Genomic DNA, 12064 nt, shown 5'->3' with positions numbered 1-12064 from the left:
AGCGCTTCGGGCGCCTGGAGCAGTGGAGCGGACCTCGAAAGCGACAGCATTGGCGGTCTTCGAGGAAGATGCACTGGTGCGCTGAGCGTAGGGGCGAGGCGATGATCGCCTCGCTGCGCAGACGAGCATGGCAGCAACATCACGCCATTGCCATAGGCCGAGGGAAGGCTGTCTGAAACGCAGCACATCGCAATGTCATATGCCAGCCTGACAAAGGCACCGTGGCGAGATTTATCCCATCTCCCCGTGAGGCGCGTCGTTTCGTACGGCCGTCCCGACGCGGTGTCCTCCGGCGAATCCGCCGGTGAACCGCCCCTGGGGTAGCGGGAGATCGTCCACGCCCTGCACCGCCGTGGCCGGGCCGGATTCATGGGCACCGTCGACGCCGCCGCTGACAACGCCCTAGAATCCCCCATCGCACTCGCGCACGAGAACGTCCTCGACCGCCATCCGGCCACCCGGGGAAACCCCACACGGCGATCACCACGCGGATCGAGCGAACCGGCCACCGGCGCCATTCACAGTTCCGACTGAACCGTTCGACCTCATCGACACCGTTCGACTCCCTCGACTTCGAGACGATCGCGAAGCGCCACCTCCCCCGGCGGCACGAAACCCAGCTGTCACCGACCCGTGCGTCGGTCCCGGCCGTTCGCGCCCGGCACTCGATGCCCGGCCCTGGTGACATAGATCAGGAGGCAGCGATGCAAGCCACGTTCCCCTTCACCACACCACACCACCTCGACAACGAGCCCGAAGCCGAGGCTCTGCTGGCACAGGCTCCGGCCGTCCTCGCGACGATGGGTACGGCAGACGTCTGGCTCGCCCTTTCCTACAAGGCGGTGCGCCAGGTTCTGAGCGACAGCCGGTTCAGCCGGGAGGCGGCCACACTTCCGGGAGGCTCGCTGAAACTGTCCGTCGCCGCCGACCCGCTGCTGGTCTCCAGCCAGGACGGCGAGCGCCACGCCCGCCTGCGCAAGCTGATGTCGCAGGCGTTCAGCCCACGCATGGTCGATCAGCTCGAGCCACGCGTGCAGTCCATCGTGGACTCCTTGCTCGACGGCCTCGAACCCACCGCGGACCTTGTGGCAGGGCTGTGCGCTCCACTGCCGTTGATGGTCATCTGCGAGCTGCTCGGCGTGCCCTACTCCGAGGCGCCGGCCATCCGCAGGTGGACCAGACGGCTGTTCGTCACGGACATCACTCCGGAGGAACTGCGGGCCGCGCAGAGCGAGATGCAGGACTGGCTTGCCGATCTGGTGCGCCAGAAGCGGGCGCGGCCGGACAACGGGTTGATCTCGGCGATGGTCGCCGCCAACGACGAGGGCGACCACCTCACCGAACCCGAGCTGCTGGCCAACCTCGAGGGTCTGCTGATCGCCGGCCACGAGACGACCGTCAACCAGCTGGGCAACTCGTTGCTGACCCTGCTGCGCCACCCGGACCAACTCGCGCTGCTGCGGTCGTCGCCGGACCTGATCGGACCGGCGGTCGACGAACTGCTGCGCTACAGCAGGCTCTTCACCTCGGCCGAGGTCCGGGTCACTACCGAGCCCGTCGCGCTGGAGGGCGTCGAACTGGGGGCGGGCGCGGCGGTGTTGCCGGTCATCGTCGCGGCCAACCGCGACCCCGGTGTGTATCCGGACCCCGGCCGCTTCGACATCACGCGCGAAGGACCGGCAGCGCACCTCGCCTTCGGGCACGGGCCGCACTTCTGCCTCGGCGCGATACTGGCCCGCCGGGAGATGCGGGTGGCGATCGGGTCCGTGGTGAAACGGTATCCGGGACTCCGCCTCGCCGTCGACGAGTCCGAGCTCACCTACGTGCCGGAACTGGTCTTCCGCGGCCTGCAGGCGCTGCCGGTCACCTGGTGATCCGTGGTCTCTCGAACCAGCTCCGTTCCGACTGCGGAATGACGGACGGGCTGTCCTGGTCACCGGCCAGTGGACGGCCTCGACGGATTGCGTCGATGTTCGCCTGACTGCCGTGGCGGCTTCACCTCGCATCGCCTTCGGTGCGGTCCGGCAACGCCGGTTGCCGGACCGCACCACGGGCTCGGTCGTGCGCAGCCGACCATCTGTCCGTACCGCTCGGCCACCGCGGCCGACACCGCCTGCTCCTGCTGTTCAGCCATGCCGCCTCCTCTTCACCTACGAGTCGGATGCGAACGGCCGCTGCACGACGGGCTGTAGCGCAGTTGGACGGTACGTCCTGCCGTGGAGGCCACCGGCCGGCCGCGCGCCGTCGCGGTGGTCGGTCCCGGCGGCCGGGCGAGGTCGGGCGCAGCTCGCCCGGGGTCCGCCCGTAGCGCTCGCGGAAGACGCGGGAGAAGTGCGACTGACTGGCGAAGCCCCACACGTCGGCGATGTCGGCCACCGTCAGCCGCTCCGAGCCGGGGTCGGCGAGCTGCTCGTGGACCCGGGTCAGGCGGCTCTCGAGGATGTGGCGGGAGGGGCTGAGCCCGGCTTGCCGGAAGACGCGGCACAACTGCCGGGTGGAGACGCCCACCGCGTCGGCGACGTGCTCCACGCACAGCCGGGGGTCGGACAGGTGCCGGTCGATGTACTCCTTGGCGAGCAGCAGCCGGGCGCCCTGGTCGTCCCCGGGCCGCCCACCGCCCACCCGGAACGTCGCGAGCGAGCGCACCAGGCCCAGCACGGTGTCCTCGGTACCGGCCGCGTCGCCGGGCTCCCGCTGGGCGAACCAGCCGGACAGCACGGACTCCAGGGCCCGCACCGCCGGGGCGTCGGCCGCCGACCGCCGCCCGAAGACCAGCGGCGCCGGAAGCTCGGCGGACAGGCAGCCTTCGGCGAAGACCTCCCGGGGGATGTCCACCAGGAGCTGGCGCATGGTGGTGGGGAAACCGAGCAGGCAGGAGCGGCGGGTGTCGTACAGCACCAGGTCGCCCGCGCCGAGACTGAGGCAGCCGCCGTGGAAGAACACCGCCTGCCCCGAGGCCAGCAGGGTCGCGAAGACGGAGTCCTTGGGCGTCTCCCGGCACGGCCGCGCGTTGCGCTCGATGACGTGCTCGTTCCCGGCGATGTCGGCCAGGCGCAGGCTGCCGAGGCCGACGTTGGTCTGGGTGGCCAGCAGCCCGTCGTGGGAGTACGGGGAACAGGTCAGGCCCACCAGGGTCTGCTGGTAGTCCTCCCAGAGGTCGACGCGGTCCGCCTGGTCGACCGACCGTGTCGACACTCGGGAGAACACGGTGGCGGTGTGTCCGGTCGACTCGGCCTCCTTGCCGACGTGAGCCAGTGTGCTGTGCGCCGCGGAGGATCGCGTCTTCGAAGCCGGCACCGCCGAGCCCGACGCGCCGGGCGGGTCCCGCCGGAGCGGTTCCGCCGAGATCGGGCCCGGCCCGGGTGCCCGCGCACACTGTGCCCGTCAGCGAAGGGTACTCGGCGACGCGGCTCGATCACGACCCGACGGCTCACCCCCGTCCGACGGCCCGCCGCGGGGAACCGGGGCGGGCCGTCGGACGGGGGCGGCAGGGCGGAGCGGGTGGGGGGATGAACTGGGCGGGGCGAGTGGGGGTACGGCGCGGGCCCGGACCGGCCGGAGGGCGGGTCTCAGACTGCCGAGTAGCCGCCGTCGACGGGGATCACCGCTCTGTTGACGTAGGCCGCTGCGGGGCCACACAGGAACGCGATGACCTAGGCGACCTCCCGGGGGCAGCTCGAGGCGCCCCATCGGAACGCGCGTGAGCACGGCACCGGCCGCCGCCGGGTCGTCGAGCACGCCGCGCGCCAGCAAGGTGACGACGAAGCCCGGCGCCACCGCGTTCACCCGGATACCGTGGGACGCGTACTCGGCCGCCAGGAGCGGGTGAGCTGGACGTAGCCGCCGATGGCCGCGAACGCGGACGGGGCAACGGCCGGCTCCGGTTTCTCCACCAGGCCTGTGATGCGCAACTGGCCCTGCCCCAAGTCCTCCTTGACGATGGGCACGCCGTAGCGCTAGGAGTCGGCCCGGTCCATCGGCAGCAGGGCCCAGACCGGGCAGCCGGTCTGTTCGTAGGCGCGGATCAGCTGCTGGGCGCGCGGCACTTCGGGTCCGCCGAGTCAGCGGCCGCTTACGGAGCGCCGGAGGGTCCAAGAAATGGTTTGCCGACCCGGTGGCTGTGTGTCACCGTTCGGCCTGGACCGGCAGTTGATCATCGGCGGCCGGTCGATGTCGACATGTCGCGGCCTCTCGGGGTTCCACAGGAGAGGTGACGAAACGATGGGAACCGGTGCCGTGGGGAACAATTACGAGGACGAGTGTCGCCGGTCGTTGGCCGAGGATCAGGCGAAGAGCCTCGCCGGGACCAACAACTGGGAACACGTGGACAGGGAGCAGGTCCACCGGGACTGGGACGTCCTGTACCAGGAGATCACGGCTTTGCTGGACGGCGGCTCCCTGCCAGGGGACCAGCAGATCCAGGAGCTCGTCCGCAGGCACTTCGACATCGCCTGCCGGTTCTACACCCCCTCCAGGGAGGCTTACGTCGGCATGTCGCTCTTTTACGCCGAGGACGAGGCCATGAGGGCGTTCCACGATTCCTACCACCCCGGTCTGGTGGATTTCCTGGGCGCCGCGATCAAGGTGTTCGCCCAGCAGGGGAACGGGTTCGGCCCCAGCGCAGGTGCCGAGGCTTGGGCGTAGTCGGGCGGCACGGGCCAGGACATGCGGTCTGGGGGCAGCCTCTTCGATGGGGGCACGGGCTTGAGGAGACGCGCGCTCTTGTCCCAGTCCTGGCCGGCGGCATAGGAGTACTTCCGGTGAGGTGAACCGGCTGGTACTCCCCGAGTGCCGGTCAGTCGGACGCTGCGGTGAGCGCGTCCAGCTCAGCCTGGGACAGGGTGATGTCGCTGAAGGCAAGCAGCTGCCCGAGTTGTTCGAGGGTGCGAGCGCTGGCCAGTGGCGCGGTGACGGTGGGGCGGGCGGCCAGCCAGGCGAGTGCGACTGTTGCCGGCTGGACGTGGTGGGCAGCGGCGACGGCATGGAGGGTGGCGAGCACTCGACGGCCCCTGGGGGTGTCGAGGTATCGGGCGGCCTGGCCGCTCCGCGCGCTGTCCGTCTTTTCGCCGGGACGGTACTTCCCCGTCAGGAACCCTTTGGCGAGCGCGAAGTAGGGGACCACAGCGAGGCCGTGCCGAGCCGTGTCCTGGGCCAGCCCGCCTTCGTAGAGGTCCCGGACAACCAGGTTGTAGTGCGGCTGGACGGCTCCGTAGCGGGATATCCCCTCCTTCTCCGAGAACGCCAGGGCCTCCCGCAGCCGGGAGGGGGAGATGTTGGAGGCTCCGACCTCCCGGCCTTTACCGGCTGTCACCAGGTCGTTGAGTGCGGTGAGGAACTCCGGGACAGGGACCGTCTCGTCGTCGACGTGTGTGTAGTACAGGTCTGTGTGTCGGATGATCTTGTGCCTGATGCTCTGTGGGATCGTGTCGCTCCGCTGCTCCCTCCTCGTCCGCCGCGGCGTCGGCGGCATCCGGGTCGGCTGCCGGCGGATGACCGCGCGGCTCTGCGCGGGATCGTCTGCGTGCTGCGCACGGCTGGGGTGGAGCGGTACTTCCTGAGCGTCTGAGCGGGCGCTCAGACGCTCAGGGAAGCTCGCGCGAGGAACCGTCGCGGGAGCGTAGAGGAGTCACCGGTGGTCGGATGAGCTTTGTCGTCGAGAGAGAACCAGCCTGCGCCGCTCCCGCTCGATCCCAGTGACGACGACCGTGACCTCGTCGCCGGCCTGGAGGACATCTGACGGCCCTTCCACGGGCGTCGGTGTGAGCTCCAGGCTCGGCCACCGCATCTGCAGCAGTCGGATCGGATGGCACCCCCACATCCAACCGCCGCGACCACCACCCCGGTGAACCTATGCGGTCAGAGCACTAGCTCGTACCGGCGGACGGGTCGGCGTAGACGCCGTGCAGCATGCCGGTGGCCTGCCCGACTTCGATGAGATAGCCGTCCGGGTCGCGCAAGTAGCACCGCAGCTCGGCCTTGCGATCGATGGGTGGCGTGAGGAATTCGGCACCCTTTGCACTCCACTCTCGGTGGCACGCCTCGATGTCGGCGACGCGGAGGTTGAGGAAACTGCTGACCGTGCTCGGGTCGGTGGGCGGGCGCAGGGTGACGCCTGGCTTGTCGGGGGTGGGCCCGCCGCCCGGGTTCATGATGATCCATCCGTTGGCGAGCTTGATGGTGCAAGGGTTCTCCTCGAGCACTACCTCACCGCCGAGAACGTCGGTGTAGAAAGCGCGGGATCGGGCTACGTCGGCCACCGTCAGAAAGTGAGTGAGGAGGAGCCCGGAGTCCGGGGCAGGAAAACCATGACTGTGCATGCAAGACCTCCAGGCAAATCAGATGTTTCCTTCCATAGTGGTGTATGAGTGTCCCTGGGCAGGAATGAACACGGCCGTGAGGGGAGCAGCCTTGCCGGCAGCCGGGCCCTCCACTCCCCTCGAGCCCGTGTACGTCTGCTTCACCCAGTCCCTGCGGGTGAAGCTGCCGGACACCGTGATCGCCTTACCTTTCACCCGCAACGTCCTCACAGCGCCGTCCACCCTGTGGCCGAGCACAACGGACCGGGTCACCTCACCCTCTGCCACCGCAACGGGCGGAACCGTCACGAGGCGGTGCGCATACGGCCCGATACCCCGGTCTGCTGCCGCTGGTCGTGATCCGCTGCGCCGACTGGGCCGAACCGGGACACGAGGGCGCCCGGCAGCTGTTGCACGAGGTTTTGGCGCGGGTTCCGCCGTCGCTCTCGCGCCGCTCATCCTTGGAGTCGGCCGTCGTGACCGCGATGCCTTCGGCATCGATGTGCTCGGTCAGGGTCCTGTGTCGCGCCTCTCGCGAACGGTTCGCCGCCCCGTGCTGGCCTGCGGCGGCGACGTGGCCGAGTGGGAGCGGCGAACGCCGACGGCGCCCTGCGGACCATCACGCGGGTGCTCAGCCTGGACACGTGACCTTTTCCTGCCCTGCCTGCCCGGCGCGGGAATGATTCCGGCCGGGCGAGCCATGAGAGGGGGAGGGTGGGAGGGAAGGAGCTCGGGTTGTTACGGGCGTCGGTGGGCACGACGGTACTGGCCTACAAGGGGTTCGGGGGTGCCCCGACCTGGCTGGCGGGCGTGATCGCCATCCTCGGCTTCGTCGTTTTCGGGATCGCACAGGTCCTCCGCAGGAGGAAGTAGGGCACCTTGGGCCGCCGCCCGCGCCGAGGGGCTGCGAGCGGCCGGTCAGGGTTTGACGGTTGCCTCCCGTTCGGTGCCATCCCTGAGGCGGGCAGCAGGCCCAGCGGTGGCGGCGAGGAGGCGCGGGTGGACGTGGCCGGCTGCGTCGGTGGCCGTGCTGCACAACGTGCCGGCGTTCACCGTGACCGCGTTCGCCATCGTCGCGATCCCCGGCCCGAACGCGCTGTTCATCATCGGGCGCTCGCTCGCCCGGGGGCGGCGCGGCAGCGTGCTCACCGTCGCCGGAGACGCGCTCGGCCTGCTCCCGCAGATCGCCCTCATGGCCATCGGCGTCGGGGCGGTCGTGGCGGCATCGCCCCCGTTGTTGCTCACCGTGCGCCTCGCCGGAGCGGCCTACCTCGCCTGTCTGGGCACGCAGGCGATCGGGCACCGGCGGGCAGGGCTCCCGGGCCCGGAGTCCGCCATGGCCGGCACCGAAGCGTCCGCAAGTGCCGTCCGTACGAGAACACACCCGGCTGCTGTCCTGCGCCAAGGCTTCGTCATCGAGGTCACCAACCCGAAGTCCACGGTCCTCTTCATCGCCGTGCTCCCACAGTTCGTCGACCCGGCAAACGGGCCCGTGCCCCTGCCTGCTCGTCCTGGGCTGCGTGTTCGTCGTTGCGACCCTCGGCGTCGGGACGGCGGTCGCGCTCGTCGCGGGCTCCGCCCTTGACCGCTTCATGAGCTCCCCGGGCCGCCTCGCCGCGGCAACCGGCGCCAGCGGGGCACTCATGCTCCTGCTCACGGTGATCCTCCTGGTGTCGGCCCTGCTCTGCTCGCGCACCTGCGCGCGGATGTCCTCGCCCATTCCTGAACCTCCCGGCCGGCCGTGGCCTGGTCTTGGGCCGCGGCGGCCCCGGAGGGCCATCTGCCCGGCAGCGTCATCACAGCCAGGCGCCTGAGTGCCGCATCCTGGAGAGAGCGCGGACGTCGCGGCGCGCGGCCGCGATGCCGATCCGGCGCTGCCTGACGCGAGACCGGTGCGAGTTCCTCGCGGCAAGGCGGCGCTTGGCGGCTTCCTGGAGTCGCTTCCGCTGCTTGCGCAGCCCCACCTTCTTCGCCGCCTTCGACTTCCGGCTTCCGGCTTCCGGCTTCCGCGGGCGCTTCCAGACCCGCTGCCACCCCACGGGCTCGTCGACTCCGGGCTCCTGGCCCTCGTCGAGCGCGGCAGCCATCTGCTCGCGGGCGGCACGGGCGCGGGCGAGAGCTTCATCGGGATGGGGCTGGTCTTCCGGGGTGTTCACCTGACTCCTCCAGTGGTCGGGCCCGGTGTGTGCTGGGTGCCGGGCTGCTGGGTGTGCTGTGGCGGGGCTGCCGCCGGGGCGGGCTGCGGCCGGGGGCCGTGGGTGAGGGCGCGCTCGCGGATGCCGTCTTGGAGGGCGGCGACGACGGATCCCACGGGCAAGGGCCAGGCCCGCTGGACCATGCACGATGTATCCGTCGAGACGCGCTTCCGCCGTGGTGTGCGGTGCCTGGGCGCCGGGCAGTTCGGGCGCGGGCGGATCGGGCCGCAGTGCGGGCGTGTCGGCCGGACTGGCGGCCACCCGCCAGGCCCTGGCCAGCATCACCGGACCGGCGTCCGAGCTCGTGCACGTCCGGCCAGGCCGACACCACGATGGTGTGCGCCTTGCACACGGCAGGCATCGCAGTTCCCGGCATCGTCCGGGGTCCAGTCGGCGAATTCGTACCACGGGTCGACCAAATCGGAACGGTCGACACCAAAAACCTCACGGGCTGCTGAGGTGTCCAATCCGGCAACTACTGAAGGGAAAAGCAGGGCCACGGATATCGGCATGGCGCCCTCCCTCATCCGCCTCTCCGTACCGGTCAACGCAATCTTGCCGAAGTCGCACGTGAGTACGTCCGCAGCACACGTATGGACGGCAATGTGCGTGCGTCGCAGAGGGGACTGGCCCAAGTCGCGCATGAACTGAGCGGCGCCGGATTCCCGCCGTAGAGCCCCCTTGCTGAACCGGTTACCTGCGATGACCGCGGGGACGCCGATGAGCGGGTTTGCGACGCCACCCTTCGCGACGGCGCTCATGTCGCAGATCTGCCAGCCCTCGCCCCGCCGCTCCTGCTGAACTGATCAAGCAACAGCACACTCATCACAGGACGGAATTCATGGCTGCATCCACCACCGCCACCACGCGAGATCCTGGCGGGGCAAATCCACCACACCACTCCCCGGTGATCGGATGGCTGGCCGTCGTCGCGGTGATGCTGGGCATCTTTTCCGTCGTCACCACGGAAATCCTCCCCATCGGGCTTCTGACCAAGATCGGTGCGAGCTTCACCATCTCCGACGGCATGGCCGGACTGATGATGACCTTGCCCGGCTTCCTCGCGGCGATCGCCGCACCCGTCGTCACCGTCGCGACCGCGCGGATCGACCGCCGCCTGATGCTGTGCGCCTTCATGGTCCTGCTCGCCGCGGCGAACTTCCTGGCAGCGGCAGCCCCCGACTACTGGCTGGTCCTGCTCTCCCGCGTCATCGTCGGCATCGTCATCGGCGGCTTCTGGTCCATCGGCGCCTCACTGGCCGAACGCCTGGTCCCCGCCTCATCCGTCAGCCGAGCCACCGCGGTGATCTTCTCCGCGGTGCCCCTGGGTTCCGTACTCGGCGTACCCGCCGGCACATTCATCGGCGACCTGGCCGGATGGCGTACCGCGTTCGTCGCCATGGGCGGCCTCACTGCTGGCGTACTGATCATGCTGCTGATCGTCACACCGCCCCTGCCACCGCAGCGGACCACCCGCCTGGGCGTCCTGCGGGGCATGCTCCACCGCGTCGCCACGCGCTTCGCCCTGCTCCTGACCGTTCTGGTGGTGCTGGCGCACTTCGGCACGTACACCTACGTCACCCCGTTCCTCGAACAGGTCACCGACGCGGGCTCCGGGCTCATCACCGTCTTCCTGCTCATCTACGGCGTGGCGGGCATTCTCGGCAACTTCCTGGGCGGCTCCCTGGTCGCACGCCACCCGCGGGCCACCTTCGGCACCGCCGCCGGCATGATCGCCGCCGCCACCCTGCTCCTGCCCGTCCTGGGTCAGTGGAAAGCCGGAGCGGTCGCCCTCCTGATCGTCTGGGGCGTGGCGTACGGGGCGGTACCCGTCTCCTCCCAGACGTGGTTCACCAAGGCGAGTCCCGACAGCCCCGAGGCCGCCTCAGTCATGTTCACCGCGTCGTTCCAGGCCACGATCTCCCTCGGCGCTCTGACCGGCGGAGTCGTCGTCGACGCCAGCTCGCCCTCGACGGTCATGACCCTGGGCGGCATGACGGCCGTCCTCATGGTCATCGCCGTATGGGTCCAGTACACCCGACGCCTGACCTGGCCGGACAACGCCTGACCCGCCCCGGCCTTGCCCAAGGTTGCCTGGGCCCTCGGGGCACACCTGCACCGACTCCCCGTCGGCGAACGTGCCGCCCGGCGGCTGCGCACCCGCCTGGCGGCCTGGTCCGAGGGCGTTCCCGACTTCGCCATCGCCGATCCCCACACCGACGACCTCACCGGCTACATCGGCCTGCGCCGCATCCACACCGGCAACGCCGAGGTCGGCAGCTGGATCGCCCCATGGGCCCGCGGCCGGGGCTTCGCGGCGAACGCCCTGCTGACAGCGGCCGGATGGGCCCTGGCCCCCACCGACCACGGCGGCATGGGGGTCCACCGCATCGCCCTGCACCACTCCACCGACAACCCGGCCTCGTGCACCGTCGCGGCCAAGGCCGGACTCCTCTTCGAAGGCACCATGCGGCAGGCCACCACCGACCACACCGGCACCCGCTACGACTCCCACCTCCACGCCCGACTGGCCACCGACCCCGACCCCCGCGAGCGCGTTCCCACCCCATCGTGAGCACGGTCGTGGGACGATTCCGGAACCTACCGGCCTGCCGCCATCACCCGCGTCACCCCGAGGTTCACCTGTGTTCAGCCGAACCGATCTGCGTACCCTCCTCGACTCGTATCTGCTCCGTCACCCCACCGAGAACACCCGCCTGGCCCCTGTAGCCGCCGCCCTCGACGCCACACCCGGCACGCCCGACCCGGTACCGGTGGCGTGCAGCGCCGTCGTCATCGACCGCGCCCACCGCATCCTGCACGCACCGAACGCCCCCGCCGGCCCCGGGCTGCCAGGCGCCAAACCACGGGACGAGGACCGCAGCCCACTGGCCACCGCCCTGCGCGCCGTACGCGAACAGACCGGCATCCACCCCGACGACCTCTGCCTCACCCCCGCAACACCTCCGCGCTCCCATCGACATCGCACCCGGCCCCGGAGCGAACAACCGGGCATCCGGCGCACCGATCGCCGACGTCCGCTTCGCGTTCTACCTCGCCCACACCCCCAGCACCGCAGCGCACTGGCAGCCCGCAGCGGATGTCGCCCTTGCGGAGCTGAGGGCCAAGGTGGCTGGTCTGGACGGCCAGGTGACCCCACTGAACGCCTCGGCGCTGATCTACAACCACCACGGTGAGTACCTGCTGCACCTGCGCGACATGCGGCACGGCATCTGGGCTCCGGGGTGCTGGGCCCTGCTCGGCGGCGGCCACGAGCCCGGCGACCGCACCCCACAGGCCACGATCCTGCGCGAACTGAAGGAGGAGGCGGGCATCGCTCCCCAACGACTGGAAGCATTCCTGGACGAAGAAGTCCACGACGCAGACGGCCTGACCGTCCCGGTCCGGATCTTCGCCGCGCTCTGGGAAGGCGACCCGTCCCGGCTTCCTCTCACGGAAGGCGTAATGCTCGCCTGGTTCCCCCCGGCCACCGTGCCCCGCCTCCGTCTCGGCGGAGGAACTCTCGATCTCGTCCAACGCCACGCACGCCTCGCCGCAATGAAATAGCCTGCA

At 70.1% G+C, this 12064-nt stretch carries 12 protein-coding genes and 2 pseudogenes; 7 read left to right on the top strand and 7 right to left on the bottom strand.

What is annotated here, in order from left to right:
• Nucleotides 1–704: 704 nt before the first annotated feature.
• A complete protein-coding gene (locus IE251_RS04965) occupies nt 705–1874 on the top strand; it encodes a cytochrome P450 family protein (protein ID WP_189751652.1) in 1170 nt (389 codons plus the stop codon).
• Between the two features lie 121 nt (nt 1875–1995).
• On the opposite strand, the gene IE251_RS04960 is transcribed toward IE251_RS04965, so the two are convergent.
• From IE251_RS04960 to IE251_RS40745, 3 genes and pseudogenes are all read right to left on the bottom strand, one after another.
• Entirely contained in the window at nt 1996–3195 is a 1200-nt protein-coding gene (locus tag IE251_RS04960; RefSeq protein WP_189751651.1) for a helix-turn-helix domain-containing protein, read from the bottom strand.
• A 189-nt stretch (nt 3196–3384) separates the two neighbouring features.
• The gene (locus IE251_RS42035; protein WP_373301971.1) at nt 3385–3777 is read right to left on the bottom strand and encodes a hypothetical protein; all 393 of its coding nucleotides are present in this window, start codon (nt 3775–3777) and stop codon (nt 3385–3387) included.
• Nucleotides 3778–3833: 56 nt separating this feature from the next.
• A pseudogene (locus IE251_RS40745) lies at nt 3834–4049 on the bottom strand (sugar phosphate nucleotidyltransferase); the annotation flags it as partial.
• Nucleotides 4050–4221: 172 nt separating this feature from the next.
• Here IE251_RS40745 and IE251_RS04950 point away from each other — a divergent pair.
• The gene (locus tag IE251_RS04950; RefSeq protein WP_189751650.1) at nt 4222–4644 is read left to right on the top strand and encodes a TipAS antibiotic-recognition domain-containing protein; all 423 of its coding nucleotides are present in this window, start codon (nt 4222–4224) and stop codon (nt 4642–4644) included.
• A 151-nt stretch (nt 4645–4795) separates the two neighbouring features.
• Here the strand turns inward: IE251_RS04950 and IE251_RS04945 are convergent.
• The 3 genes and pseudogenes from IE251_RS04945 to IE251_RS04935 form a co-directional block, all read right to left on the bottom strand.
• Nucleotides 4796–5434, bottom strand: a pseudogene (locus IE251_RS04945) (aldo/keto reductase); the annotation flags it as partial.
• Between the two features lie 192 nt (nt 5435–5626).
• On the bottom strand, nt 5627–5785 hold the full coding sequence (locus IE251_RS04940) for a S1 RNA-binding domain-containing protein (RefSeq protein WP_229896598.1): 159 nt from the start codon (nt 5783–5785) through the stop codon (nt 5627–5629).
• Nucleotides 5786–5864: 79 nt separating this feature from the next.
• Nucleotides 5865–6317, bottom strand: a complete 453-nt coding sequence (locus IE251_RS04935; protein WP_189751647.1) for a VOC family protein — start codon at nt 6315–6317, stop codon at nt 5865–5867.
• 693 nt (nt 6318–7010) lie between these two features.
• On the opposite strand from IE251_RS04935, the gene IE251_RS04930 reads away from it, so the two are divergent.
• Together IE251_RS04930 and IE251_RS04925 are read left to right on the top strand one after the other, a co-directional pair.
• Nucleotides 7011–7169: a hypothetical protein gene (locus IE251_RS04930; protein ID WP_189751646.1), complete on the top strand. Its 159-nt coding sequence runs from the start codon at nt 7011–7013 to the stop codon at nt 7167–7169.
• A 148-nt stretch (nt 7170–7317) separates the two neighbouring features.
• Complete coding sequence (locus IE251_RS04925; protein WP_189751645.1) at nt 7318–7881, top strand: LysE family translocator; 564 nt, start codon at nt 7318–7320, stop codon at nt 7879–7881.
• Between the two features lie 211 nt (nt 7882–8092).
• On the opposite strand, the gene IE251_RS04920 is transcribed toward IE251_RS04925, so the two are convergent.
• Nucleotides 8093–8452, bottom strand: a complete 360-nt coding sequence (locus IE251_RS04920; protein ID WP_189751644.1) for a hypothetical protein — start codon at nt 8450–8452, stop codon at nt 8093–8095.
• An 880-nt stretch (nt 8453–9332) separates the two neighbouring features.
• Here IE251_RS04920 and IE251_RS04915 point away from each other — a divergent pair.
• From IE251_RS04915 to IE251_RS04905, 3 genes are all read left to right on the top strand, one after another.
• Nucleotides 9333–10559 (top strand): MFS transporter, encoded by a 1227-nt coding sequence (locus IE251_RS04915; protein ID WP_189751643.1) that lies wholly within the window; start codon nt 9333–9335, stop codon nt 10557–10559.
• A 12-nt stretch (nt 10560–10571) separates the two neighbouring features.
• On the top strand, nt 10572–11066 hold the full coding sequence (locus IE251_RS04910; protein ID WP_189751642.1) for a GNAT family N-acetyltransferase: 495 nt from the start codon (nt 10572–10574) through the stop codon (nt 11064–11066).
• Between the two features lie 575 nt (nt 11067–11641).
• The gene (locus IE251_RS04905) at nt 11642–12058 is read left to right on the top strand and encodes an NUDIX domain-containing protein (protein ID WP_189751641.1); all 417 of its coding nucleotides are present in this window, start codon (nt 11642–11644) and stop codon (nt 12056–12058) included.
• Nucleotides 12059–12064 lie beyond the last annotated feature (6 nt).

The organism is Streptomyces eurythermus, assembly GCF_014649115.1.
Taxonomy (GTDB): Bacteria; Actinomycetota; Actinomycetes; order Streptomycetales; family Streptomycetaceae; genus Streptomyces; species Streptomyces eurythermus.
Note: the sequence above shows the minus strand (reverse complement) of the source record. Positions and strands in the feature narration are given on the sequence as shown.